Origin of the sequence: Aeromonas sp. 600948, from assembly GCF_049174875.1 — a bacterium.
Lineage (GTDB): Bacteria > Pseudomonadota > Gammaproteobacteria > Enterobacterales > Aeromonadaceae > Aeromonas > Aeromonas veronii_A.
In genome coordinates, this window is the sequence record NZ_JAAKTY010000014.1 from 60,279 (window position 1) to 85,132 (window position 24,854).

Here is a 24,854-nt window from a genome sequence, read left to right on the forward strand (position 1 = left end):
ACGGGTCTGCTGCCTTGCTCCGTGGCGGCTGTGGTAAAGTAATTCCCCTTTCGTGTCGTGAAATGGATCGTGCTCTCATGAATACCCTTGTCCTATCGGGATTGTTGTTGCTGGCGCTGCTTGTGCTGGCGATCTTCTGGAGCAGAGGCAGACAGCAAAAGCGCCTGCCCTATGATATGCAGGAGACCCTGTTCAGTCCCGCCGAGCGCTCCTTTCTCGGGGTGCTGGATCTGGCGGTGGGTGACAAGGCCCGGGTCTTTGCCAAGGTGCGGGTGGCTGATGTGCTGACGCCGCAGGCCGGGATCGGCAAAAGCAAATGGCAGCAGTACTTCAACAAGATCAGCGCCAAGCATTTCGACTATCTGCTTTGCCACCCCGCTGATCTCTCCTTTATCTGTGCCATCGAACTCGATGACAGCTCCCACCGTCACCAGAAGCGCAAGGCGCGGGATCTCTTTCTGAAAACCGCCTGCGACAGCGCCGGACTGCCGTTGCTGCAGATCCCGGCAAGTGCCAGCTATCTGGTGGAAGAGCTGCGCGAACAGATCCTGCCACTGCTGGTCAAAACCAGCGAACCATTGATCGATGATCTGCCGCACGGGGCGCGGCGCGAGCCGACGTTCAATCCTCTGTTGCTGGACGGCGTGGATGTCGGTGCCGGGATGCGTGGCCGCAATGCCCATGCCGAGGCCATCTCGCCTGCGTCGCTCCACGAGCCCGCCATCCAGGTCAAGGGGATGGTGGAGGCGCCACAGAGTGAGGGGGAGTTGGTCGATAGCCTGTTCGCCGATGTGGAAGATGATGAAGAGCACGAGGTACACCACTGCCCTCGTTGTGATGCACCTCTGGTGGAGCGGGAGGCGAAAAAAGGCCCCCACGCCGGTCGACTCTTCCTGGCCTGTAGTCGTTTTCCCGCGTGTCGTTATGCGGCGCCGCATCACCACCACAGCCACTGAGTTCATCTGACCGTATTGCATGCTGCCCTCTGACGAGGGCAGTTTTCTTTCCGCCATTGGCGGCGTTTGCTAGCGGCGCCAATGCAGAAAATTCCTCGGCAAAATTTATCTAATCTCCCGTTTCTATCGATACACTTAGCCTGAATACGACAATTTTTGACAATGTGTCGGTTTTTTGGCACTTTGTGTGCCTGCAAAAAGACAGTCAGTAGCTGTTTTATTACTAAATAAAACAATAAGTTAGTTCAGGATATCGCGAGGGATGGATATGGTGGAGATGGGCGTGTTGATTGTTGATGCCGATGCGCAGCGGCGCCAGCAGTTGGGAACCGTGCTCACGTTTATGGGGATCCTGTGGCAGGATGTCGCAGAAGGGGACCTGGATGTCGCCATCGAATCTTCTGGCCCACTGCAAGGGGTGCTGGTGGGTGAACTGGCAGGTCGCACCTTGCCCGAGTTACTTGCCGCTTTCCCTCGTACCCCCTTTATCTCGCTGGTTGAGGCGGAACTGCCCAACAGCAACTTTATCGGTGTTGCCCAGGCTCCCTTTACCTATGAGTCGCTGACTCGTCACCTGCACTTCTGTCAGGCTTTTGTCTCTCTCCATCCCCGTCAACAGACCCACGACAAGGGGCAGACGTTGCTGCGTTTGCTGGTGGGCAAAGGGAAGGGGATCCAGGAGGTTCGCCGCCTCATCAGCCAGGTGGCCGAGACCGATGCCAACGTGCTGATCCTTGGTGAATCGGGAACCGGCAAAGAAGTGGTGGCCCGTGCCATTCACGAACTCTCGGCCCGCAGTAGTGGCCCCTTTGTGCCTATCAACTGTGGTGCCATTCCTGCCGAGTTGCTTGAGAGCGAACTGTTCGGTCACGAGAAGGGAGCCTTTACCGGCGCCATCGCAGCTCGTCGCGGTCGTTTCGAGCTGGCGCAGGGGGGCACTCTGTTCCTCGACGAGATTGGCGACATGCCGATGCCGATGCAGGTCAAACTGCTGCGGGTATTGCAGGAGCGGCTGTTCGACAGGGTCGGTGGCGGCAAACCCATTCAGGCCGATGTGCGCATCATTGCGGCGACCCATCGGGATCTGGAGGCATTGATCCGCAGTCAGGGTTTTCGTGAAGATCTCTACTACCGCCTCAACGTCTTCCCCATTGAGACCCCGCCACTGCGGGATCGCATCGATGACATTCCGCTGCTGCTGCAGGAGTTGCTCAACCGTCACGCGGAGCAGCACCACAGTGTGATCCGTCTGACCCAGCGGGCGCTGGAGTCGCTGATGCAGTACCCCTGGCCGGGCAATGTGCGCGAGCTTTCCAACCTGCTGGAGCGGCTGCTTATCCTCTACCCGCAACAGATCGTCGATGTGGCGGATCTGCCGAGTCGTTATCGTCTGTTGCCGAGCGAGCCGCGGGATGAGCGGCTGACCGAGATGGATGAGCGGGATGCGCTGGCGGCGGTGTTCCAGGAGCCGCCGGAGCTGGATCACCCCCTCGCCTCTGCCCGCACCATGCAACTGCCGGAGGAGGGGGTCAATCTCAAGGAGATGCTGGCCGACCTTGAAGTCGAGCTGATCCGCCAGGCGCTGGAGTCGCAGGACGGGGTGGTGGCCCGCGCCGCCGATCTGCTCGGCATGCGCCGTACCACCCTGGTAGAGAAGATGAAAAAGTACGGGATGAGCAAGGACGTTTAAGGGTCAAAGCCTTGACGTTAACATGCAATCTATTGTTTTAATTAACATATTTTAGTGGCATGGAAATTGAATGACCTGACCCAATAGCCAGTTTGAGGTCAGGTTTATGACGATCCAGCAGCAGGACATGCCACTCCAGTCCCACGAAGTGAGCCAGCTCTATGCCATCTTCAAGGCGCTCCCCACCGGGGTGTTGCTGCTTGACGGGGCTGGGGTGGTCACCCGCGCGAATCCGGCAGCCATCTCCCTGCTGGGGGAGCCGTTGGAAGGAGAGCTCTGGCGCCGCATCATTGCCCGCTGTTTTGAACCACGTGAGGATGATGGCCACGAGATCTCCCTGCGCGATGGACGACGGGTCCAGCTTTCTACCCAGCCGCTGCCGGATCAGAGCGGCCAGCTGGTCTTTATCAATGACCTCACTGAAACCCGCAAGCTTCAGGATCGCATCAACCACATGAAGCGGCTGTCGGCGCTGGGCAATATGGCGGCTTCGCTCGCCCACCAGATCCGCACTCCGCTCTCCGCCGCCATGCTCTATGCCGCCAACCTGGCCAACCGTACCCTCAAGCCGGAGTCCCGCAGCCAGTTTCAGCAAAAGCTGATGGCCCGCCTCCAGGATCTGGAGAAGCAGATCAACGACATCCTGCTGTTTGCCCGCAATGGCGACAATCAGGTGGTCACCCCCATCTCGGTACAGGGCTTGCTGGCTGAAGTGCAGGCTGGTGCCGAGGCTTTCTGTCAGCAACAGGGCTGCGAACTGCACATAGAGGCGCCGGAGCCCGATCTCTGCCTGCTGGCCAACAGCAGCGCACTGGCGGGCGCCATCAACAACCTGATCGCCAATGCCCAGCAGGCGGGGGCCACGTCACTCTTGGTCAGCGCGGTGCGCAGTGGTGTCCGGGTGGAGATGCGTGTCATCGACAATGGCAAGGGGATCCCTTCTCACCTGCTTGGTCAGGTATTCGAACCCTTCTTTACCACCCGCTCCCAAGGCACTGGCCTCGGGCTGGCGGTGGTGCAATCCGTCGTGCGTGCCCATCAGGGGGAGGTCGGTGTGGCCTCGGTTCCCGGTGAAGGCACCTGTTTTACTCTGTCGTTCCCCCTGCATCAGCAGCAGGTGCAACTTGGAGGTGCAGCATGAGCCTTGTTAAGGAGCTGTGCCTGCCGAGAGGGAGCCATATCAATGCGGCCAGGTTGGCTGTCGTGGGAGGTGTAGCATGACTCAGGCCCGGATCCTGGTTGTAGAAGATGACAATGGCCTGCGCGAAGCGCTGGTGGATACCCTTTTGCTCGGCGGTTATGAGTGCCGCGAAGCGGACAGCGGCGAGCGTGCTCTGCTGGCCCTCTCCCGTCAGCCGTTTGACATGGTGATCTCCGATATCCAGATGGGGGGAATGGACGGCCTCACCCTGCTGGCTACCATCCGCCAGCAATATCCGCAGATACCTGTGTTGCTGATGACCGCCTACGCCAATATCGACGGCGCGGTGCGCGCCATGCGCGAAGGGGCCATCGACTATCTGGCCAAGCCCTTTTCGCCGGAGGTGCTGCTCAATCAGGTCAGCCGCTATGTGCCTGCTCAGAAGGTGGAAAAACGTGCCGTGGTCTACGGGGATCCCAAAACTGCCGAGCTGTTCCAGCTGGCGACCCGGGTGGCCAGAAGCGAAGCGACCGTGATGGTGACCGGCCCGAGCGGGACGGGTAAAGAGGTGCTGGCCCGTTACATTCACGACAACTCCAGCCGCGCCGAGCAGCCTTTCGTCGCCATCAACTGCGCCGCCATTCCGGAAAACATGCTGGAGGCAACCCTGTTTGGCTACGAGAAGGGAGCCTTCACTGGTGCGGTACAGGGGTGCCCGGGCAAGTTCGAGCAGGCGCAGGGGGGCACCCTGCTGCTTGACGAGATCACCGAGATGGATCAGGGGCTGCAAGCCAAATTGCTGCGGGTGTTGCAGGAGAAAGAGGTGGAGCGGCTCGGCAGTCGCAAGATGATCCCGCTGGATGTGCGAGTTATCGCCACCAGCAACCGGGATTTGAAAAAAGCGGTGCAGGATGGCCTGTTCCGCGAAGATCTCTACTATCGCCTCAACGTCTTCCCGCTGCGATGGTCTGCCCTGAGTGAGCGGCCCGGCGACATTCTGCCGCTGGCGGAGCACCTGCTGGCCCTGCATGCCAGCCAGCAAGGGCTGCCCACCCCGCAGCTGGAGCCGCAGGCGCGCGAGCGGCTGCTCTCTCATCCCTGGCCCGGCAATGTGCGGGAGCTGGATAACGTGGTACAGCGTGCCCTGATCCTTAGCCCCGACGGGGTCATTGATTGTGACCACCTCATTCTGGAAGAGCTGGACGAGCAGGAGATGGAGTTTGTCAGCGTGGAGCGCAGCTATGGCGGCGATCGCCTCGGCAGCGAGCTCAAGCAGCAGGAGCACCAGATCATTCTCGACACCCTGCAAGAGTGCAATGGCAGTCGCAAGGATGTGGCCGACCGGCTCGGGATCAGCCCGCGCACTCTGCGCTACAAGCTGGCCCAGATGCGTGAGGCGGGGATCGACCTGCCAGCCTGAGTCAGCGGCAAGAGAACCGTCATGGTGTGGGGGCTGTCATGGTCTTGACGGCCCGGCTCGATTATCATGGGGCCCTTGGCGCTTTGAGCCTGGGCCCTGTTTTTATTGGTAAAACAGGGGACCGAGCCTTAATAAGGGACCCCTATGATCTCTCATCGAAAACTCGAAACCGTACTGAACCATCTGCTCGAACCGCACGCCATCAAGGATTACTGCCCCAACGGCTTGCAAGTGGAGGGGCGCGAGCGCATTCGCAAGGTGGTGACCGGTGTCACCGCCAGTCAGGCGCTCATCGACGCGGCGGTGGCTGCCGATGCCGATGCCATTCTGGTCCATCACGGCTACTTCTGGAGCGGTGAACCGGCCCAGATCACCGGTATGAAGCAGCGTCGGCTCAAGACCCTGCTGACCCACGATATCAACCTGTTTGCCTACCATTTGCCGCTGGATGTCCATCCCGAGGTGGGTAACAACGCCCAGCTCGCCAAGCTGCTCGACATCAAGGTGCGTCGCGGTCTGGAGCCGTGGAACAGCAAGAGCGTCGCCATGGTGGGCAAGCTGGAAGAGCCGATGAGCGGCGCCGACTTTGCCAAACTGATTGCCGAACGCCTTGGCCGCGAACCACTCTATTGTGGCGACAGCGGCCCCGAGCTTATCCGTTCCGTGGCCTGGTGCACCGGTGGCGGTCAGAGCTACATCAATCTGGCGGCGGAGCAGGGCATCGATGCCTTTATCTCCGGTGAAGCCTCCGAGCAGACCATTCACACCGCTCGCGAGATGGGGATGCACTTCTACGCTGCTGGCCATCACGCCACCGAGCGTTACGGCGTCAAGGCGCTGGGGGAGTGGCTGGCGACCGTGCACGGGCTGGATGTCACCTTTATCGATATCGACAATCCGGTGTAGGGTCGCTTGGCCGAGTAATCCGACCTAACCGCTGCTATCGTGCGGTAGGTAGAAATGACAAGGGAGGCTTAAGCCTCCCTTGTTGTATCTGACATGCAGTTGTTAGCGGTTACTCGCAGGCGTAACCCGCGGGGCCCAGCAGGGCGCCATCCAGTTGCACGGCGCCGTCTACCATTTGCAGCCTGCCTTCGCAGAACCAGCGTACCACCAGCGGGTAGATGCTGTGCTCCTGCGCCTGTACCCGTGCCGCTACCTCCTCCGCCGTGTCCCCTTCAAAGATGGGCACGCGGGCCTGCAGGATCACCGGGCCCCCGTCCAGCTCTTCGGTCACGAAGTGGACGCTGGCGCCGTGTTCACTGTCACCGGCATCTATGGCGCGCTGGTGGGTGTGCAGGCCCTGATACTTGGGCAGCAGGGAGGGGTGAATATTGATCATCCGCCCGGCGAAATGGCGCACCAGATCGCCGCTCAATATCCGCATAAACCCGGCCAGCACCACCAAGTCCGGCTGATAGTCTGCCATCAGCGCCAGCAGGGCGGCGTCGTACTCCTCCCGGCTGGCAAACTGCTGCTGGGCCAGAATGGAGGTCGCCACCCCCGCTTCTTTGGCGCGAACCAGACCATAGGCATCGGCCTTGTTGCTGATGACGCCGACCACTTCACCGACAATCTTACCGCTTGCGCAGTGGTCGAGGATCGCCTGCAGATTGCTACCGCTGCCGGAGATTAGGACGAGGATCCGCATCATTTGATGACGACCTGCTCCTCACCGTCTGCTGCCTTGGCGATATGACCGATGTGCCATGCGTTCTCGCCTTCCGCTTTGAGCAGGGTCAGCGCCTTCTCCAGCTGATTGGCGGGCAGGGCGATGATCATGCCGACACCGCAGTTGAAGGTGCGATACATCTCGTGACGGGTGACGTTGCCAGCCTGCTGCAGCCAGCTGAACACAGCCGGCCACTGCCAGCTCTGCTCGTCGATCACCGCTTGAGTATTGGCAGGCAATACGCGGGGGATATTCTCCCAGAAGCCGCCACCTGTGATGTGGGAGAGGGCGTGGATCTCGCACTCCTTGATGAGCTTGAGCACAGGTTTCACATAGATGCGGGTCGGCTCCAGCAAGGCATCTGCGAGGGTGCGGTCACCCAGCGGCTGATGCACGTCGGCTTTGGAGACTTCCAGAATTTTACGGATCAGGGAGAAGCCGTTGGAGTGAGGGCCGCTGGCGGCCAGGGCGATCAGGGTATCCCCTTCACCGACCTTGCTACCGTCGATGATTTCGCTCTTCTCCACCACACCGACGCAGAAACCGGCGATGTCGTAGTCTTCCCCTTCATACATACCCGGCATCTCGGCGGTCTCGCCGCCCACCAGGGCACAGCCTGACTGCTCGCAACCGGCACCGATCCCGGTGACCACCGCGGCTGCGGTGTCCACGTCCAGCTTGCCGGTTGCATAGTAGTCGAGGAAGAACAGCGGCTCGGCGCCCTGTACGATCAGGTCATTGACGCACATGGCCACCAGATCGATGCCCACGGTGTCGTGCTTCTTCAGGTCGATGGCCAGCCGCAGCTTGGTGCCCACACCATCGGTACCGGAGACCAGTACCGGCTCCTTGTAGCCCGCAGGGATTTGACACAAGGCCCCAAAGCCGCCAAGACCACCAAGGACTTCAGGACGACGAGTGCGCTTTGACACGCCCTTGATACGTTCAACCAGTGCATTGCCGGCATCGATATCTACGCCAGCATCCTTGTAGCTCAGTGAGGTTTTGTCAGTCACGAGTATTCCCCGTCATGTAAAGAAGTGGAGGGTAAAATTCGGGGCGTATTCTAACAGTGGCGGTGAAAAACCAGAAAGGAAATCGTTTGCGCGTTTTTGCGCGGAAATGCTCTACAAGCGGTGGCTTTTGTTGTATGATTCCGCGATTTTTTTGCGGCAGGTTAGAGGAGATAATAATGAAAGTCGTTGAAGTCAAACACCCCCTGGTCAAACACAAGATCGGTCTGATGCGTGAAGGCGATATCAGCACCAAGCGTTTCCGTGAACTGGCCAAAGAAGTGGGCAGTTTGTTGACCTATGAAGCGACCTCTGACTTCGAAACCGAGAAGGTTATCATCGATGGCTGGAATGGGCCAGTAGAAGTTGACCAGATCAAAGGCAAGAAGGTAACCGTCGTACCTATCCTGCGTGCCGGCCTTGGCATGATGGATGGCGTGCTGGAGCACATGCCGAGCGCCCGCGTCAGCGTGGTCGGTATCTACCGCGATGAAGAGACCCTGCAACCGGTTCCCTATTTCGAGAAGATCGTCAGCAACATCGAAGAGCGTCTGGCGCTGGTCATCGATCCGATGCTGGCCACCGGTGGTTCCATGATCGCTACCATCGATCTGCTGAAGAAGAAAGGCTGCCAATCCATCAAGGTGCTGGTACTGGTTGCCGCGCCGGAAGGGATCAAGGCGCTGGAAGCCGCTCACCCCGACGTAGAGCTCTACTGCGCTTCTGTCGACCAGGGGCTGAACGAGAAAGGCTACATCGTGCCGGGTCTGGGCGATGCAGGCGACAAGATCTTCGGTACCAAATAAGTTTATGCCTTGACCTTCTTCCCATGTGGAAGGGGTGATCGGAGCCGGCGCATCGCCGGCTCTGCTGTTTGTGGCCGCTTGTGCCAGCCTTGCCGCAGGATGCGCCTTGCCGCTACCATAAGCACACTCTCCCATTTCGAGACTCTGTTCATGTTCAAACGTGTTGTGACCGCCCTCTGCTGCGGCTTGTCATTCATGGCCTCGGCCGCTCAGGTGACCGACCTCTATCAGGGCAAGGCCCCGACCAGTGGCGACATGGTGGCCGCTCAAGGGCAGGCACTGGGTCAGGTGCTGATCAAGGTCACCGGCAAGCGCGACATCCTCACCCAGCCGGTGGTGGTCAAGGCGCTGGCGGCCCCGGGCGACTATGTCAAAAGCTATGGCTATCAGGATCAGGACTCCGTCAAGTATCTGAAAGCCGAGTTCAAGAGTGACAAGGTCAACAGCCTGGTCTCCGAGAGCCAGTTTGCCCTGCTTGGCCCGGCTCGTCCCCAAATGGCCATCTGGCTGGTGGTGGATCAGGGGGAGCGCCGTCTGCTGGCGGATCAATCCAGCGATGGTTGGGCGCAAGCCTTGCGCGAGCAGGCCCAGACGCTGGGGCTACCCATCAGCATTCCGCTGATGGATCTCGATGACAACATGGCGGTCAGTGCCACCGATGTCTGGGGCCGCTTTGCCGACCCGATTTTGCAGGCAAGCCAGCGCTATGGCGCCGAGATGGTGGTGTTGGGCAAGCTGACACCGGAAGGTGACAAGTGGAGCATCGATTGGGGACTCTACGGCCCCAAAGCGGCCGGTGAAGTGACCGAGCTGACCCGTGGCAATAGCACCGGCACTCAGGCCGAAGTGGCGCAAGGGTTTGCCGATACCCTGGCGGCCTGGCTGGTGAAAAACTACGGTGCCCGCATTTCTGGTCCGGCAACCAGCCAGACCCTGGTGGTAGATGGCCTCTCCGAAGTGGACAGCATGATCGCCGTGCAGAAGATGCTGCAGGGGATGGCCAACGTCAGCAAGGTGGCGATCGGCAAGCTGGAGGGGGACCAGGTCACCTTCAACTTCACCCTGCAAGGGGAGCAGGCCGAGCTGGTACGGGCGCTGCAGCTTGAGAGTCGTTTGCGCAAGGTTGACGATAATGGCAGCGGTTTGCGTTACCAATGGTCGCAGCCCTGATGTTATAAGGCTTTTGTCTACCGCCCGGCTTGTCCGGGCGGTTCTCTATCTGCCATTGCGATGGTACACTTAGCCACAAATGTCACAGTCAAAGCCCAACGAGTGAAGCAACCGGCCCAACTGTCTTTAGCCGTACAACTACCGGATGATGAAACCTTCGTCAGTTTTTATCCCGGCAACAATGCTCATCTGATCACCGCCCTCAAAAACGCGGCCATCGGTCAGGGATCACCTTTCCTCTATTTCTGGGGAGCCAAGGGATCCGGACGCTCTCATCTGCTCCACGCCACCTGTGCCGAGGTCAACGCCCGCGATGCGGCGGCGGCCTATCTCTCCCTCGATCAATTTGAACAGCTCGATCCCAGCATGCTCGATGCCCTCGAAAGCCTGCCGCTGGTCTGTCTCGACAGTCTCGAGGCGATCGCCGGCAATGCCGTGTGGGAGCGGGCGCTGTTCGACTTCTACAATCGCTGGCAGGAGAAGGGCGAGGGGACGTTGGTTGTCACAGGTTGCAGCGCACCGCGCAAACTGGGGCTGCAACTGCCGGATCTCGCCTCGCGCTTGGATTGGGGGGTGAGTTTCCATCTCGAAGAGCTGGATGATGAAGGCAAGCTCAGTGCCCTGCAGCTGCGTGCCGAGCTGCGGGGCTTCAAATTGCCCATCGATGTGGGCCGCTTCCTGCTCAACCGACTCTCCCGCGATATGCGCACCCTGCTCACCACCCTCAATCAGCTCGACAACGCCTCATTTCGCGCCAAGCGCAAGCTGACCATTCCCTTTGTCAAAGAGATCCTCGAGCTCTGATCCTCTCTGCGGTGTGCGGTTGTGGCCTGACTTTCGTTTGAATGGCAGATAAAAAGAAACCCCGGCATCAGGCCGGGGTTTTGCTATTTCAAGGCAGCTCTCTTATTAGTGGAACTGATCTTCTTCGGTGGAGCCGGTCAGTGCGGTCACCGAGGATTGGCCACCCTGAATGACGGTGGTCACCTTGTCGAAGTAACCGGTACCAACCTCCTGCTGGTGTGCCACGAAGGTGTAGCCACGGCTGGCGGCGGCAAATTCCGGCTCCTGCACCATCTCGACGTAGTGCTTCATCCCTTCGCCACGGGCGTACTGGTAGGCCAGCTCGTACATGTGGAACCACATGTTGTGGATACCCGCGAGGGTGATGAACTGGTACTTGTAGCCCATGTCGGAGAGCTCCTGCTGGAAGCGGGCGATGGTGGCATCGTCCAGATTCTTCTTCCAGTTGAAGCTCGGGGAGCAGTTGTAGGCCAGGATGCGGTCCGGGAACTTGGCCTTGATTGCTTCGGCAAATTTACGCGCTTCGTCCAGATCCGGCTTGGCGGTTTCACACCACACCATGTCGGCGTAGGGGGCGTAAGCCAGACCGCGAGCGATGGCCTGATCGATACCGGCACGCACCTTGTAGAACCCTTCGGCAGTGCGCTCGCCAGTCAGGAAGTCTGCATCGTATGGGTCGGCGTCGGTGGTCAACAGGTCAGCGGCATTGGCGTCGGTACGGGCGATCACCAGGGTGGTGGTGCCGCACACATCGGCTGCCAGACGGGCTGCAACCAGCTTCTGCACCGCTTCCTGAGTCGGTACCAGCACCTTGCCGCCCATATGGCCGCATTTTTTCACCGATGCCAGCTGATCTTCGAAGTGCACGCCAGCGGCGCCGGCTTCAATCATCCCCTTCATCAGTTCGAAGGCGTTAAGCACGCCACCGAAACCGGCTTCCGCATCGGCCACGATCGGCAGGAAGTAGTCGATAAAGCCCTCATCCTGCGGCCCAACCTTGTTGGCCCACTGGATCTGGTCGGCGCGGGCGAAGGAGTTGTTGATGCGCTCCACCACGGACGGTACCGAGTTGGCCGGGTAGAGGGACTGATCCGGATACATGGTGGAGGACAAGTTGTTGTCCGCCGCCACCTGCCAGCCGGAGAGGTAGATCGCCTCGATCCCCGCCTTGGCTTGCTGTACTGCCTGACCACCGGTCAGGGCACCGAGGCAGTTGACATAACCTTTCTTGGCGTCGCCGTGGATCAGACCCCACAGCTTGTCGGCACCACGCTGGGCCAGGGTGTGCACCGGCTGCAAGCTGCCGCGCAGATTCACCACATCTTCGGCGCTGTAGCCGCGCTTGATCCCTTTCCAGCGGGGGTTTTCCGCCCAGTCTTTCTCGATAGCCTGGATCTGTTGCTCACGGGTCAGTGCCATATCAGTTCCCTCTTTCATTGATTTCACGTTTCCATTGACTTGTTATTGGCGAGCCCCGCCCGGGGCCCGGAGTTCAGAGCCGCTCGTAACCGGGCAGCGTCAGAAAATCGATCAGGGTATCGGCGCAGGTGATCTCTTCCATCAGCTCGCTCGCCTCGGCAAAGCGCCCCGCCTGCCAGCGCTCGGCACCCACCTCGGCTTTGACCACCTCCTGCTCCTCGGCCAGCATCTGGCGGAACAGCGCCTTGGTCACCACCTTGCCGTTGGCGAGGCTCTTGCCGTGGCGGATCCACTGCCAGATGGAGGTGCGGGAGATCTCGGCAGTGGCGGCATCTTCCATCAGACCGTAGATGGGCACGCAGCCGTTGCCGTTGATCCAGGCCTCCAGATATTGCAGGGCAACCCGGATATTGGTGCGCATCCCCGCCTCGGTCCGTTTGCCCTCACAGGGGGCCAGCAGGTCGGCGGCAGTGATGGGGGCATCCTGCTCGCGCAGTACGCCGATCTGGTTCTTGGCGCCAGCCTTAATGGTGGCGTTGAACACCGCCATGGCGATATCAGCGAGGCCAGGGTGGGCGACCCAGGTACCGTCGTGGCCGTTGTTGGCTTCGCGCTCCTTGTCGGCCTTGACCTTGGCGAAGACCTGCTCGTTGACGGCCGCGTCCTTGGCCGGAATAAAGGCTGCCATACCGCCCATCGCCAGCGCACCGCGCTTGTGACAGGTCTTGATCAGCAGCCGCGAGTAGGCGGAGAGGAACGGCTTGTCCATGGTCACCACCTGACGATCAGGCAGTACCCGATCCGGATGGTTCTTCAAGGTTTTGATATAGCTGAAGATGTAGTCCCAGCGGCCGCAGTTCAGCGCAACGATGTGATCCTTCATCTGATAGAGCAGCTCATCCATCTCGAATACGGCTGGCAGGGTTTCAATCAGCACGGTGGCCTTGATGGTGCCACGTGGCAGACCGAACTTGTCCTCGGTCCAGGCGAACACCTCGCTCCACCAGCGCCCTTCCAGATGGCTCTGCAGCTTGGGTACGTAGAAGTAGGGGCCGGAGCCTTTGGCCAACAACGCCTGATAGTTGTGCAGGAAGTAGAGAGCAAAATCGAACAGGCCGCCGGGAATGGGCTCGCCATCGAAGGTGACATGTTTTTCTGGCAGGTGCAGACCGCGAACCCGGCAGATGAGGACGGCCGGATCGGCGTTCAGGGTATAAGCCTTTCCTTCCGGACTGGTGTAAGAGATGGTGCCGTTGACCGCATCGCGCAGGTTGATTTGGCCCTCGATCACCTTATTCCAGGCGGGAGCTAGTGAATCCTCGAAATCCGCCATGAACACCTTGACGTTGGCGTTGAGGGCGTTGATCACCATCTTGCGCTCGACCGGGCCGGTGATCTCCACACGGCGGTCTTGCAGGTCGGCAGGAATGCCGCGAATGGTCCAGTCACCTTCACGGATGTGGGCGGTTTCCGGCAGGAAGTCCGGCAGCTCGCCGCCATCGATACGGGCCTGGCGTGCCACACGTTGTTTCAGCAATTCCCCTCTTTGGGGAGCAAAACGTTCCACCAGTTCGGAGACCAGAGCCACCGCGTCCGGCGTCAGAATTTGCGCGTATTCGGGCAGCATCTCGCCCTGGATGCGAAGGCGGGCGCTGCAGTGGGTCTGAGCCGGTGCCGACATAAGTTTCACTCCTTTGAGAATTACATTTTGAACTTACTAACTACGACTAAAGTCGAATCCCTGTTCCTGAAACGTTCCCGCAACAACGGGGTAACACGATTGATAAGGTGCGAAATATTGTTGAGTGCGTCAACAGTTTTTTTTAAACACCTGTTTTTTGGATATGGTTAAGTTGATGTTTTTTATTGTTTTATTGGGTTGGTGTAAAAGCTCTACACAGATGGTTATGCTCCTGCTTTTTCCCTTCGGACAACGGCTAATTTGGGCCGTTACCCTGACCCTCATTTTGTAACTTATTACGTAATAAAATTACAAATGCAAAAACAAATCCCGACCTAACTCCAGGCTTTGCCAAAACAGCCGTATAAAGCGCGTTTGAATGTGGCAATGAATGTTTTGCTAATGCTAGACCTAATTGGTGAACGTTCGTTTTAAACTTGGTGTGGTGATGCAGGCTCTGTTGGCACCAGCGGTTGCAGCGATGGAAAGTGAAGCGCAATAACGTAGGTTTGTATCAGTTGTCGGGGGCAATGCCGGAGAGAGAAGGGGGAGACACATCAGTCAATAATACTGCCATCCTTGATAGAATTAGCAGTTTGTCGTTTTTTGCAGATTTCTCGCCAAGGGCCTGAAACGGAGAGCGTTGAACAGGCGATGTGCCGGTGATTGAACAGCCATCTGACCGTGCTCAATAGTCATCATCCGGTTCGGCCAGATCGATCACATCCAGCTGGATGACCTGTTCATTTTCGCTTTCGGTGTGGCAAGGGGTGTCGTGAGGAACGGAATAAAGCGTAATGGCGGGTGCGAAATCGGTGTTCTGGTTCATGCCTGGTCCTGTGTTGCACGCAAGCCGGACAGTGATCCCTTCACTCGTGTTTCCACCTCCCTGTGTTGTCTACCGGCGGAAAGTTGCGCATCTTAATGAGTTCGGCAAAAAGATTCAAGTGGTTCTGAGTGTTTTTTGTGCTTGATAGGTAGGCATCGTCAGGAAGATAAATCGGAGGCAAAAAAATAGCCCAGTCGTTTGACTGGGCTATTCTCGGGGAAAATGGTCGGTGTGAGAGGATTCGAACCTCCGACCCTCTACACCCCATGCAGATGCGCTACCTGGCTGCGCTACACACCGACGGAGTCAGACTCGGCTGACGGGGAGGAAGTCTAATAGCATGGCCAAACGGGTGCAACTCCTTTTTTATCATAGAGATGCCGATTGCTTCTTTATTGCTCAGTCGGGATGCGGCTTGGGTCTGACGTGCAGATTTGGCATAATCGCCGCCCTGTCAGCGATGCTAATCATGCCTGCTATCTATGGAATTATCTGACAGGTGTGGGTCGCGGGAATGCAAACGGCACAATTGAACAATATAAAGAGGGGATGGGCGTGAAACCATCAGAGGTCCCAGAAATACCGAGTCAGGCACAGAGTCAGATCGAGCAGGACGAACAGTGGATGCGCCATGCCATGGCATTGGCCGCTCGGGCCGAAGGGATTGGCGAGATCCCGGTCGGTGCCGTACTGGTGCTGGATGGTCAGGTGGTGGGAGAGGGGTGGAACCGCTCCATCAGCGAACACGATGCCTGTGCCCATGCCGAGGTGATGGCAATTCGGGCGGCGGGCCAGCAGCTGGCGAACTACCGCCTGCTCGACACCACACTTTATGTGACGCTGGAACCCTGCTGCATGTGTGCCGGTGCGCTGATCCATAGCCGGGTCAAGCGGGTGGTTTACGGCGCACGTGATCTCAAGACCGGTGCTGCGGGGTCTGTGTTCGAGATCTTGCAGGACCCGCGCCACAACCACAGTGTCGAGCTGACCGGCGGTGTGCTGGCCGATGCCTGCTCGGCCCAGTTGTCGGCCTTCTTCAAGCGTCGCCGCGCCGAGAAAAAGGCGGCCAAACTGGCGCTGCAACAATCAAACGATGCCCTTTCCTGAATCATTTGGGGGCAGCACAGGCTGCCCTTGCTGATTATTCTCACAAATATCTCTTTATAAACAATATATTGTGTTCACTTTCCCTCGAAAGGACCCCCGCCCATTTTTCCACTAGCAACCTCGGTTAAAGCGCTCTCGATGTAACAAAACTGTCATGCAACCGCCATATAATGCCGCCAAGCCTAGCTTACATTGAGGTCTTGCATGTCATCGGAATCGTTAAACCTGGTCATGGCGGGCAGTAGAAAACGCCGGATCAAGGATAAATTGGCCAAATATGGCGTCACCACAGGCGGAGCCCTGGTACTGGTGGCGCTGCTGCTTATCTTCTTTTATCTGCTCTATGTGGTGAAACCCATCTTCAATGGCGCCTCCATGGAGCCAACTGCCTCATTTACTCTGCCTGCAGCAGGGAAGACCGCCTGGCTCGGCGTGGAAGAGCAGAACGAGATCGGCTATCGCTTCAGCGATAAAGGACTGGTCAACTTCTTCGCGGTGCAGGGAGATGACAAGATCAAGGTCGGGCAATCCCTTGGTCATGCTGAGGTCACCGGTGATGTCACTGCGGTGGCGCCACCGTCCCCTGGTCAGAAGCTGATCGCCTACGGTTTCGCCGATGGCAAGGCGCAGGTCGTCCAGCCTGCGTTCAAGGTCTCCTATCCCAACGATGTGCGGGTGATCGAACCCAGTCTGCAATATCCCTTTGGCGAGGAGCCGGTAGTGGTCGATCCGCAGGGCAAAGCGCTCAGTGCCATGGTGTTTGAGGCCACCAAGGACAAGATGGCGACCGCCGCCGTGACCGAAGATGGTCGTGGCGTACTGATGGTGATGAGCGGTGAGGAGAACTTCCTCTCCGGCGAGATTGAGTGGAGCAGTGAGAACTACACCATTCCGTCCCTGCCGCGCCATGTGGATCAGATGCTTTTGACCCCCAATCTGCGGATCCTCTTTGTGCGGGAAGGCAATCGTCTCTCTGTCTATGACATTCATGACCTGAGCAATATATCCGTGCGCAACGTGCTGGAGATCAATGCGCCAGATGCCAACGTGACCCGGGTCGAGCTGCTCTCCGGTGCCTCCTCCCTGCTGGTGGGCAACGACAACGGCATCATCTCCCAGTGGTTTGAAGTGGCAAAAGATGGCAAACGCCAGTTCACTCAGATCCGTGACTTCAAGGGCGATGGCGCGGTGGATCTTCTGACCCCCGAGCACTATCGCAAAGCCTTCATCAGTGCCGACAAGGACGGCATCATCAGCTTCTTCCACGCCACTGGCGAGACCAAGCTGCTGACCGAGACGGTGGAAGGGGGTGAACTCTCTGCTCTGGCCATCTCCCCCCGTCACAACCTGTTGCTGATGCAGCAAGGGGAGACCTTCAAGCTTTTCTCGGTGGAGAACGATCACCCCGAGGTGACCTGGTCGGCCCTGTGGCAAAAGGTATGGTATGAAGGGTATCCGGAGCCCCAGTATGTGTGGCAATCCACCTCCGCCAGCAACGACTTTGAAGCCAAGCTGAGCCTGGTGCCACTGGTATTCGGTACGCTGAAAGCCTCTTTCTACGCCATGGTGTTTGCGGTGCCGCTCGGTGTCGCCGGTGCTATCTATACCGCCTACTTCATGTCGGCGGGGCTGCGCAAATACGTCAAACCGACGGTGGAGATCATGGCGGCGTTGCCGACCGTTATCCTGGGCTTCCTGGCGGGTCTGTGGCTGGCGCCCATCATAGAGGGGGCGCTGCCCGGGGTGATCCTGCTGTTGATCCTGCTGCCGATGGGGATGCTGTTGACCGCACTGGTCTGGAACTACCTGCCGGAGCGTGGCAAGTCCTGGCTGCCGGAGGGATGGCACGCCATCCTGCTTATTCCAGTGCTGCTGCTGATTGGCTGGGGGGCCTTCGCCCTGAGTCCGCTCATCGAGAATGCCTTTATGCACGGTGATTCGCGCATCTGGCTGACCCACGAAATGGGTATCAAGTTTGACCAGCGCAATTCGCTGGTGGTCGGTATCGCCATGGGCTTTGCGGTCATCCCCACCATCTTCTCCATCGCCGAAGATGCGGTCTTCTCGGTGCCCAAGCACCTGACCCAGGGCTCGCTGGCGTTGGGGGCTACCCCGTGGCAGACCCTGAGCCGAGTGGTGATCCTCACTGCCAGCCCGGGCATCTTCTCGGCGGTGATGATGGGCCTTGGCCGTGCCGTGGGCGAAACCATGATCGTACTGATGGCTACCGGCAACACCCCCATCATGGACTTCTCCATGTTCCAGGGGCTGCGTACTCTGGCCGCCAACATTGCGGTGGAGATGCCGGAGTCGGAAGTGGGCAGCTCCCACTATCGGGTATTGTTCCTCGCGGCCTTCGTCCTGTTTGTGTTCACCTTTATGTTCAACACCCTGGCCGAGTTTGTCCGTCAGCGGTTGCGTGAAAAATACAGCTCGATGTAAGGGGCGGCTCTGTAATGGACAAGGAATCGACAATGGGTAAGTGGTTTAAATCAGGGGCCCCCTGGATCTGGATGACCGGCGGAGCCGTCAGCCTGAGTCTGGTGGCGGTACTGGGTCTGCTGCTGCTGATCGGATGGCGTGGTCTGGTCTACTTCTGGCCGCACCCCATCTATGAGTGGCAGCTGGAGGACGCCAGCGGCAACAAGAGCGTGCTGATCGGCGAGATCAACGATCGCGAGCTGGTGCCGGTGGAGCGACTGCGCGCCGCAGGTCTGCCGCTGGAGGGGGAAGAGCGCGAGCTGCTGACCCGCTATCTGGTCAAGACCGGCAACCGTGAGTTCGTCGACCTCGATTTTCGCTGGGTATTGGAGACGGACATCAAGTCCCAGAGCCAGCCAGCCGAGCTGGCCATGGTTGAGCGTGCCACCAACGGTAACTTCTACGGTTATATCGTCGGGGTAAAAGAGGATGGCCGCGAGCTGACTTCGGATCTGCATCCTGCCCTGCAGCGGGTGCTGGCGAGAGCCAATGCCCTCTCCGAACAGGCCAACGATCTGCAAAAAGGGGACATCGGCAGCATCAACTATCAGCTGGAGCGGCTGCGCCTGAAAGAGCGCAAGGCCGAGCTGGAAGAGAAGCTGACCGATCAGCTGAAAGCTCAGCTGGAGCGTGAACGTCAGGCCCTTAACGATCGTTATCAGGTGCTGGAAAAAGAGCTCTTCTCACTGCGCAGTCAGGCTGACCGGGACAGCATCACCGTCAAGGATATGCGTGGCGAGCTGGTGACCATGCCCATGTCCAGGGTACTGGATGTGGTATGGCCCAACGACATGAGCCTGCTGGCCAAGGTGGGTCACTGGTTCCACCAGATCGGCAAGTTTGTATCCGACGATCCCCGTGAGGCGAACACCGAGGGCGGCGTCTTCCCGGCCATCTTCGGCACCGTCTTCATGGTGTTCCTGATGGCGATCATCGTGACCCCGCTCGGCGTGGTGGCGGCGGTCTACCTGCACGAGTACGCAGGCAAGAACAGCCTGACCAAGATCATCCGCATCGCGGTGATCAATCTGGCGGGCGTGCCCTCCATCGTCTACGGCGTGTTTGGTCTGGGCTTCTTCGTCTACACGCTCGGTGGCTCGCTGGATCAGCTGTTCTACCCGGAAGCGCTGCCGAGCCCGACCTTTGGTTCACCTGGCGTGATCTGGTCGGCGCTGACCCTGGCCATCCTGACCCTGCCGGTGGTGATCGTCTCCACCGAAGAGGGGCTGGCGCGGATCCCGAGCACCATCCGTCAGGGCTCGTTGGCACTGGGCGCCACCCAGGCCGAGACCCTGTGGCGCATCGTGCTGCCGATGGCGAGCCCGGCCATCATGACCGGCCTTATTCTGGCGATCGCCCGTGCAGCCGGTGAAGTGGCGCCGCTGATGCTGGTGGGGGTGGTGAAACTGGCACCGACTCTGCCGATGGATGGCAACTTCCCGTATCTGCATGTGGAGCGCAAGTTCATGCACCTGGGCTTCCACATCTATGACGTCGGCTTCCAGAGCCCCAACGTCGAGGCGGCCCGCCCGCTGGTCTACGCCACCTCCTTCCTGCTGGTGACGGTGATCGTGGGTCTGAACCTGACCGCTATCGGTATTCGTAACCACTTGCGCGAGAAATTCCGGTCGCTGGAGCATTAATCCGGCGCCGCATGAGTGATACAAGAGTGAGATAACAAAGGGGCGGCCGAGCGCGAGCCGCCATCTCTCTGCACCAATACGTGGGGGGCGCCGGCAGCAGTCCGGCCACTCCAGATAGATTTTGAGGTAACAGATGATCAACGTAACGACCACGTCTACCCAGCACACCGCGCTGGACCTGCTCAACCTGACCCCGGAGCAGACCGCGCTGGAGGTGAAGGATCTCAACCTGTACTACGGCAGCAAGCAGGCGCTGTTCAACGTCAACATGAAGATCCCCAAAGGGCAGGTAACCGCCTTCATCGGCCCGTCAGGCTGTGGCAAATCGACCCTGCTGCGCTGCATCAACCGGATGAACGATCTGGTGGAGATCTGCCGCATCGAGGGGGAAATCCAACTGCACGGCCACAACATCTATGACAAGAGCGTTGATGTTTCCGCCCTGCGCCGTCAGGTGGGCATGGTGTTCCAGCGCCCGAACCCGTTCCCCAAGTCCATCTACGAGAACGTGGTCTATGGTCTGCGCCTGCAGGGGATCAACGATCGTCGCACTCTGGATGAAGCTGCCGAGCGCTCCCTGCGCGGTGCGGCCCTGTGGGACGAGGTGAAGGATCGTCTGCACGACAACGCCTTCGGTCTCTCCGGTGGTCAGCAGCAGCGTCTGGTGATTGCCCGTGCCATTGCCATCGAGCCGGAAGTGTTGCTGCTCGATGAACCGACCTCGGCGCTCGACCCCATCTCCACCCTCACCATCGAGGAGCTGATCAACGAGCTCAAGAGCCAGTTCACCGTGGTGATCGTGACCCACAACATGCAACAGGCTGCGCGCGTGTCGGATCAGACCGCCTTCATGTATATGGGCGAGCTTATCGAGTACTCGGATACCAACACCATTTTCACCACCCCGGCCAAGAAAAAGACTGAAGATTACATTACCGGTCGTTACGGCTAAGGAGAGGAGAGGATGAATCTCAGCAAACAGATTGGCAGTCGGTTCAACGGCTAAGGCATAATCGGAGCAATCAAGGATTATTTGTATGGACAATATGAACCTCAATAAACACATCTCCGGTCAATTCAATGCCGAGCTAGAGAGCGTGCGCAACCAGGTGCTGGTGATGGGCGGTCTGGTAGAGCAGCAGCTCACCGACGCCATTGCGGCGATCCACGATCAGGATCTCGATGCGGCGCGCAAGATCGTGGCCAACGACCACAAGGTCAACGCGATGGAAGTGGCGATCGACGAGGAGTGCACCCGCATCATCGCCAAGCGTCAGCCGACAGCCTCCGACCTGCGACTGGTGATGGCCATCATCAAGACCATCACCGATCTGGAGCGCATTGGCGACGTGGCCGACAAGATCGCCCGCATGCTGACCGACAACGCCAACAAGCCGCAGCCGCCGCTGGTGTCGCTGGAGAACATGGGCCGTCGTACCATCAAGATGCTGCACGATGTGCTCGACGCTTTCGCCCGCATGGATCTGGATGCGGCGCTGGCGGTCTACAAGGAAGATGACAAGGTAGACCGCGAGTACGAGTCCATCATCCGCGAGCTGATGACCTATATGATGGAAGATCCCCGCACCATCCCCCAGGTGCTCAACGTCCTGTGGGCGGCGCGTGCCATCGAGCGGGTCGGCGATCGCTGCCAGCACATCTGCGAGTACATCGTCTACTACGTGAAAGGCAAGGATGTACGCCACACCAAGGCGGACGATCTGGGCACCTTGCTGGGCAAGGGCTAACCGGAAGTGAATAAAAAGGCGCGTGAAGCGCCTTTTTTGTTGCATAACTGGTCGGAGTAAGATAAAGCCCCCAACTGGCTGTTTTCTGATAGAATACTCCCCCTGTGTGAGTCCCGGATGGGCTCACGGTCCGGTCTCCCGGGCCCAGTTTGCCGTCTTGTGCTAAGGCGGGTGTAGCAATAGGTTAATCATGAGTTTTGCCGATAGTTTGTTCTTTTTAATGCTGCTGGTTGGCGGCAGTGTGTTCTTCTCCCTCTCCGAGATCTCTCTCGCCGCGTCTCGCAAAATCAAATTGCAGGTGATGGCGGATGAAGGTAATCGCCAGGCCGAAAAGGTGCTGGCCCTGCAGGCCCAGCCGGGCAACTTTTTCACCGTGGTGCAGATTGGCCTCAATACCGTCGCCATTCTGGGTGGTATCCTGGGTGAGTCTGCCCTCAACCCCGCCATCAAGGGGATTGTCTCCCAGTTCTACCAGGGACCCTGGCTTGGCGAGATCAGCTCTGGTGCGTCCTTCGTGTTCGTCACCGGTATGTTTATCCTGATCGCCGATCTGATGCCCAAGCGTCTGGCCATGATCATGCCCGAGCAGATTGCCGTGGTGGTGGTGCGCCCCATGCTCTTCTTCGTCACCCTGCTGATGCCGCTGGTATGGATTTTCAATGGTCTGGCCAATACCCTGTTTCGCCTGATGCGCATTTCTACAGAGCGCAACGACGAGATCACCTCCGATGATATCTATGCGGTAATGGATGCCGGTGCCGAGGCTGGAGTTATCCAGCGCGAGGAGCATCAACTCATCGAGAACGTGTTCGAACTGCAGTCACTCTGCGTCACCTCCGCCATGACGGCTCGCGAGAGCCTCATCTACTTCACCCTGCAAGAGGATGAAGAGGACATCAAGGCGAAGATCGCCGAACACCCCCACAACAAGTTTCTGGTCTGTGACCACAACCTCGACAGCATCAAGGGCTTTGTCGATGCCAAGGAGCTGCTGATCCGCGTCATCAGCGGCCAGAGCATCGATCTCAACAGCGGCTCGCTGGTACAAAACGTCATCATCATTCCCGATACCCTGAACCTCTATGAGGCGATGGAGTACTTCAAAAATCATCGTGGCGACTTTGCCGTGGTGATGAACGAGTACGCGCTGGTGGTGGGGATCGTCACCATGAACGACCTGATGAGCACCGTCATGGGCGAGTGGGCGACCCACGTGGTGGAAGAGCAGATCGTCCAGCGGGACGAGAACTCCTGGCTGGTGGACGGGGTGACCCCGATCTCAGACGTGATGCGCGCCTTCGATATAGAAGAGTTTCCGGACGATCAGAACTACGAGACCATCGCCGGTTTCATCATGTATATGCTGCGCAAGATCCCCAAGCGCACTGACTCGGTCAAATATGCCGGTTACAAGTTCGAAGTGGTGGATATCGACAGTTACAAGATCGATCAGCTGCTGGTTACCCGGGTCGAGCCGGTGGTGGCCGAGAAGCCAGCTCAGGAATCGTAAAAGGAGCGACATAAAAGTCATGAAGATGCAGTCTCATTCCCGTGCGCTGGCCTGTGTCGCGCTCGCCCTGGCACTGGGTGCCTGTAGCCAGAGCGCGCCGCGCAAAGCCACAGTGGCAGCCAAGCCGGTTGCCCCCAAGCCCGCGGTGGTCGTGCCGCAGCCGGATCCCGATGCGGTGGTGCAAAGCGGCATGGCCGAGCCGAGCCCGGTCTTTGATGAGCAGTACCATGGCCCGGATCAGGGGTCGCTGGAGTCGGTGACCGCCCTGTTTGCCCGTGGCTACATCGAGTCGGCTATGCGCGAGACCATGCTGGCGGCGGTGCACAACGACTATCCGCTGCTCGGCATGCGGGATGTGCGGTTGACCGATCCGGTCTCCAAATTCCTCACCTCCGAGCATGCGGCCACCACGGCCCATGACTACCTATATGCAGGCGTACAGCGTCGCCTCGGTCGTCCGCTCAGCCCTGCCCAGTGGGAGCAGATCTGGCGCGGTTTGCCGCAGCAGGGTCGGGTCTCCGACTGGGTCAAACAGATTAAGCGAGTGCTGGCCGGGCGTTAAGTCGCCAGCGGATCAAGATAGTGATGAGGCCACCTTTGGGTGGCCTCTTGCATTTCTGCGTTTGCCTCGCCGTTTGCACGCTGATTTCTGCTGATACTGATTGCCGCCCGTGGCACTTTGTTTTATCTTACTTTGGCCATCTAAACATCTATATGTTTGGATGGCTGCATAATAAAAGGGCTTCCCAGGATGAAGCGGGACGATCTGCAGCGATTCGATGCGAAACCGCAGATCAACAAAACAAACAGATAAATACGCAAATAAACAACGCACATAACTAAGAGACACGACAGATGGAAACCAGGGAATTGTGGGTGCTGGATGGGGGTATGGGGCGCGAGCTGGCACGGCGGGGTGCACCGTTTCGTCAGCCGGAGTGGTCGGCGCTGGCCCTGATGGAGGCGCCAGAGACGGTGCGCGACGTGCATCAGGCCTATGTGGCGAGCGGAGCCCGGGTCATTACTACCAATAGCTATGCGCTGGTGCCGTTTCATATCGGCGATGAGCGTTTCTTTGCCGACGGGGAGGGGCTGGCAGCGCTGGCCGGACAACTGGCCCGTGAGGTGGCTGACGCGCAGAAGGGCGCCGTGCAGGTGGCGGGCTCTCTGCCGCCGCTGTTTGGCTCCTACCGTGCCGACCTGTTCAAGGCGGACAAGGTGAGCGAGCTGGCGACGCCGCTTATCCGCGCGCTATCCCCTTATGTGGATATCTGGTTGGCCGAGACCATGAGCCTGATTGCCGAGCCACTGGCCCTGAAAGCGCTGCTGCCTGACGATGGCAAGCCGTTCTGGGCCTCCTTCACGCTGGAAGATGAGGCGCCGGGCAACGAGCCGCGACTGCGTTCCGGCGAGCGGGTGGCTGATGCGGTTACCGCACTGGTGGCGGCCGGAGTCGATGCCATCCTGTTCAATTGCTGTCAGCCCGAGGTGATCGAGGGGGCTCTCGAGGTTGCTCGCGCCCGATTGCAGGCGCTGGGCCGCGCTGACATTCGCCTCGGTGCCTATGCCAACGCCTTCCCGCCGCAACCCAAGGAGGCCACCGCCAACGACGGGCTGGACGAGATCCGCGCCGATCTGGGGCCGCTGGATTATCTCGGCTGGGCCGAGCGCTGGCGTGCGGCCGGGGCGAATTTGATCGGCGGTTGCTGCGGTATCGGCCCCGAGCATATTCAGGCGCTGAGCAGCCGGCTGCGCTAAGGAGTC

The 24,854-nt window shown here is 59.1% G+C and carries 21 protein-coding genes and 1 tRNA gene; 16 read left to right on the forward strand and 6 right to left on the reverse strand.

What is annotated here, in order from left to right:
• The first annotated feature begins 77 nt into the window (after positions 1 to 77).
• From G5182_RS13180 to G5182_RS13200, 5 genes are all read left to right on the forward strand, one after another.
• Complete coding sequence (locus G5182_RS13180) at positions 78 to 956, forward strand: DUF2726 domain-containing protein (RefSeq protein ID WP_227340833.1); 879 nt, start codon at positions 78 to 80, stop codon at positions 954 to 956.
• Positions 957 to 1,224: 268 nt separating this feature from the next.
• Positions 1,225 to 2,646: a sigma-54 dependent transcriptional regulator gene (locus tag G5182_RS13185; protein ID WP_216954401.1), complete on the forward strand. Its 1,422-nt coding sequence runs from the start codon at positions 1,225 to 1,227 to the stop codon at positions 2,644 to 2,646.
• 106 nt (positions 2,647 to 2,752) lie between these two features.
• Positions 2,753 to 3,787: a sensor histidine kinase gene (locus tag G5182_RS13190; RefSeq protein ID WP_216954098.1), complete on the forward strand. Its 1,035-nt coding sequence runs from the start codon at positions 2,753 to 2,755 to the stop codon at positions 3,785 to 3,787.
• A gap of 76 nt (positions 3,788 to 3,863) precedes the next feature.
• Complete coding sequence (locus G5182_RS13195; RefSeq protein ID WP_227340832.1) at positions 3,864 to 5,207, forward strand: sigma-54-dependent transcriptional regulator; 1,344 nt, start codon at positions 3,864 to 3,866, stop codon at positions 5,205 to 5,207.
• 144 nt (positions 5,208 to 5,351) lie between these two features.
• Positions 5,352 to 6,113 carry a Nif3-like dinuclear metal center hexameric protein gene (locus G5182_RS13200; protein ID WP_139472862.1) on the forward strand — a complete coding sequence of 254 codons (762 nt, stop codon included), beginning with the start codon at positions 5,352 to 5,354 and terminating at the stop codon, positions 6,111 to 6,113.
• A 109-nt stretch (positions 6,114 to 6,222) separates the two neighbouring features.
• Here G5182_RS13200 and purN read toward each other — a convergent pair whose 3' ends face one another.
• Together purN and purM are read right to left on the reverse strand one after the other, a co-directional pair.
• Complete coding sequence (purN, locus tag G5182_RS13205) at positions 6,223 to 6,861, reverse strand: phosphoribosylglycinamide formyltransferase (RefSeq protein ID WP_227340831.1); 639 nt, start codon at positions 6,859 to 6,861, stop codon at positions 6,223 to 6,225.
• Positions 6,858 to 7,895 (reverse strand): phosphoribosylformylglycinamidine cyclo-ligase, encoded by a 1,038-nt coding sequence (gene purM / locus G5182_RS13210; protein ID WP_227340830.1) that lies wholly within the window; start codon positions 7,893 to 7,895, stop codon positions 6,858 to 6,860. The genes purN and purM overlap by 4 nt, the downstream gene beginning before the upstream one ends.
• A gap of 176 nt (positions 7,896 to 8,071) precedes the next feature.
• On the opposite strand from purM, the gene upp reads away from it, so the two are divergent.
• The 3 genes from upp (at position 8,072) to hda (ending at position 10,672) form a co-directional block, all read left to right on the forward strand.
• Positions 8,072 to 8,698, forward strand: a complete 627-nt coding sequence (gene upp / locus G5182_RS13215) for a uracil phosphoribosyltransferase (RefSeq protein ID WP_005334115.1) — start codon at positions 8,072 to 8,074, stop codon at positions 8,696 to 8,698.
• A 150-nt stretch (positions 8,699 to 8,848) separates the two neighbouring features.
• The gene (locus tag G5182_RS13220; protein WP_040066189.1) at positions 8,849 to 9,868 is read left to right on the forward strand and encodes a DUF2066 domain-containing protein; all 1,020 of its coding nucleotides are present in this window, start codon (positions 8,849 to 8,851) and stop codon (positions 9,866 to 9,868) included.
• 102 nt (positions 9,869 to 9,970) lie between these two features.
• Positions 9,971 to 10,672 carry a DnaA inactivator Hda gene (gene hda, locus G5182_RS13225; RefSeq protein WP_013723920.1) on the forward strand — a complete coding sequence of 234 codons (702 nt, stop codon included), beginning with the start codon at positions 9,971 to 9,973 and terminating at the stop codon, positions 10,670 to 10,672.
• A 105-nt stretch (positions 10,673 to 10,777) separates the two neighbouring features.
• Here the strand turns inward: hda and aceA are convergent, their stop codons facing one another.
• From aceA to G5182_RS13245, 4 genes are all read right to left on the reverse strand, one after another.
• A complete protein-coding gene (gene aceA, locus G5182_RS13230) occupies positions 10,778 to 12,091 on the reverse strand; it encodes an isocitrate lyase (RefSeq protein ID WP_005344572.1) in 1,314 nt (437 codons plus the stop codon).
• 73 nt (positions 12,092 to 12,164) lie between these two features.
• Entirely contained in the window at positions 12,165 to 13,772 is a 1,608-nt protein-coding gene (gene aceB, locus G5182_RS13235) for a malate synthase A (RefSeq protein WP_227340829.1), read from the reverse strand.
• Positions 13,773 to 14,460: 688 nt separating this feature from the next.
• Positions 14,461 to 14,601, reverse strand: coding sequence for a hypothetical protein (locus G5182_RS13240; protein WP_005334106.1), 141 nt, complete (start codon positions 14,599 to 14,601; stop codon positions 14,461 to 14,463).
• 223 nt (positions 14,602 to 14,824) lie between these two features.
• Positions 14,825 to 14,901 (reverse strand) — tRNA-Pro (locus G5182_RS13245).
• Between the two features lie 249 nt (positions 14,902 to 15,150).
• On the opposite strand from G5182_RS13245, the gene tadA reads away from it, so the two are divergent.
• The 8 genes from tadA (at position 15,151) to G5182_RS13285 (ending at position 24,848) form a co-directional block, all read left to right on the forward strand.
• Positions 15,151 to 15,708 carry a tRNA adenosine(34) deaminase TadA gene (gene tadA / locus G5182_RS13250; RefSeq protein ID WP_408082950.1) on the forward strand — a complete coding sequence of 186 codons (558 nt, stop codon included), beginning with the start codon at positions 15,151 to 15,153 and terminating at the stop codon, positions 15,706 to 15,708.
• 204 nt (positions 15,709 to 15,912) lie between these two features.
• The gene (locus G5182_RS13255) at positions 15,913 to 18,150 is read left to right on the forward strand and encodes an ABC transporter permease subunit (RefSeq protein ID WP_227340827.1); all 2,238 of its coding nucleotides are present in this window, start codon (positions 15,913 to 15,915) and stop codon (positions 18,148 to 18,150) included.
• A gap of 32 nt (positions 18,151 to 18,182) precedes the next feature.
• On the forward strand, positions 18,183 to 19,832 hold the full coding sequence (pstA, locus tag G5182_RS13260) for a phosphate ABC transporter permease PstA (RefSeq protein WP_042012620.1): 1,650 nt from the start codon (positions 18,183 to 18,185) through the stop codon (positions 19,830 to 19,832).
• Positions 19,833 to 19,965: 133 nt separating this feature from the next.
• Positions 19,966 to 20,784, forward strand: a complete 819-nt coding sequence (gene pstB / locus G5182_RS13265; protein WP_005334102.1) for a phosphate ABC transporter ATP-binding protein PstB — start codon at positions 19,966 to 19,968, stop codon at positions 20,782 to 20,784.
• A gap of 85 nt (positions 20,785 to 20,869) precedes the next feature.
• On the forward strand, positions 20,870 to 21,580 hold the full coding sequence (gene phoU / locus G5182_RS13270; protein WP_005334097.1) for a phosphate signaling complex protein PhoU: 711 nt from the start codon (positions 20,870 to 20,872) through the stop codon (positions 21,578 to 21,580).
• A gap of 190 nt (positions 21,581 to 21,770) precedes the next feature.
• Positions 21,771 to 23,090, forward strand: a complete 1,320-nt coding sequence (locus tag G5182_RS13275; RefSeq protein ID WP_216954078.1) for a hemolysin family protein — start codon at positions 21,771 to 21,773, stop codon at positions 23,088 to 23,090.
• A gap of 19 nt (positions 23,091 to 23,109) precedes the next feature.
• Positions 23,110 to 23,652: a hypothetical protein gene (locus G5182_RS13280; protein WP_069555291.1), complete on the forward strand. Its 543-nt coding sequence runs from the start codon at positions 23,110 to 23,112 to the stop codon at positions 23,650 to 23,652.
• Between the two features lie 293 nt (positions 23,653 to 23,945).
• Positions 23,946 to 24,848 carry a homocysteine S-methyltransferase family protein gene (locus G5182_RS13285; RefSeq protein WP_227340826.1) on the forward strand — a complete coding sequence of 301 codons (903 nt, stop codon included), beginning with the start codon at positions 23,946 to 23,948 and terminating at the stop codon, positions 24,846 to 24,848.
• The last annotated feature ends 6 nt before the right edge of the window (positions 24,849 to 24,854 follow it).

Excerpts from the sequence above, each read along its gene's own strand:
- pstB (WP_005334102.1), top strand. The coding sequence starts at position 19,966 with ATGATCAACGTAACGACCACGTCTACCCAGCACACCGCGCTGGACCTG.
- phoU (WP_005334097.1), top strand. The coding sequence starts at position 20,870 with ATGGACAATATGAACCTCAATAAACACATCTCCGGTCAATTCAATGCC.
- tadA (WP_408082950.1), top strand. The coding sequence starts at position 15,151 with ATGGGCGTGAAACCATCAGAGGTCCCAGAAATACCGAGTCAGGCACAG.
- pstA (WP_042012620.1), top strand. The coding sequence starts at position 18,183 with ATGGGTAAGTGGTTTAAATCAGGGGCCCCCTGGATCTGGATGACCGGC.
- G5182_RS13275 (WP_216954078.1), top strand. The coding sequence starts at position 21,771 with ATGAGTTTTGCCGATAGTTTGTTCTTTTTAATGCTGCTGGTTGGCGGC.
- G5182_RS13255 (WP_227340827.1), top strand. The coding sequence starts at position 15,913 with ATGTCATCGGAATCGTTAAACCTGGTCATGGCGGGCAGTAGAAAACGC.
- G5182_RS13285 (WP_227340826.1), top strand. The coding sequence starts at position 23,946 with ATGGAAACCAGGGAATTGTGGGTGCTGGATGGGGGTATGGGGCGCGAG.
- G5182_RS13280 (WP_069555291.1), top strand. The coding sequence starts at position 23,110 with ATGAAGATGCAGTCTCATTCCCGTGCGCTGGCCTGTGTCGCGCTCGCC.
- G5182_RS13195 (WP_227340832.1), top strand. The coding sequence starts at position 3,864 with ATGACTCAGGCCCGGATCCTGGTTGTAGAAGATGACAATGGCCTGCGC.
- G5182_RS13240 (WP_005334106.1), bottom strand. The coding sequence starts at position 14,601 with ATGAACCAGAACACCGATTTCGCACCCGCCATTACGCTTTATTCCGTT.
- G5182_RS13220 (WP_040066189.1), top strand. The coding sequence starts at position 8,849 with ATGTTCAAACGTGTTGTGACCGCCCTCTGCTGCGGCTTGTCATTCATG.
- G5182_RS13200 (WP_139472862.1), top strand. The coding sequence starts at position 5,352 with ATGATCTCTCATCGAAAACTCGAAACCGTACTGAACCATCTGCTCGAA.
- aceB (WP_227340829.1), bottom strand. The coding sequence starts at position 13,772 with ATGTCGGCACCGGCTCAGACCCACTGCAGCGCCCGCCTTCGCATCCAG.
- aceA (WP_005344572.1), bottom strand. The coding sequence starts at position 12,091 with ATGGCACTGACCCGTGAGCAACAGATCCAGGCTATCGAGAAAGACTGG.
- purN (WP_227340831.1), bottom strand. The coding sequence starts at position 6,861 with ATGATGCGGATCCTCGTCCTAATCTCCGGCAGCGGTAGCAATCTGCAG.
- G5182_RS13190 (WP_216954098.1), top strand. The coding sequence starts at position 2,753 with ATGACGATCCAGCAGCAGGACATGCCACTCCAGTCCCACGAAGTGAGC.
- G5182_RS13185 (WP_216954401.1), top strand. The coding sequence starts at position 1,225 with ATGGTGGAGATGGGCGTGTTGATTGTTGATGCCGATGCGCAGCGGCGC.
- upp (WP_005334115.1), top strand. The coding sequence starts at position 8,072 with ATGAAAGTCGTTGAAGTCAAACACCCCCTGGTCAAACACAAGATCGGT.
- G5182_RS13180 (WP_227340833.1), top strand. The coding sequence starts at position 78 with ATGAATACCCTTGTCCTATCGGGATTGTTGTTGCTGGCGCTGCTTGTG.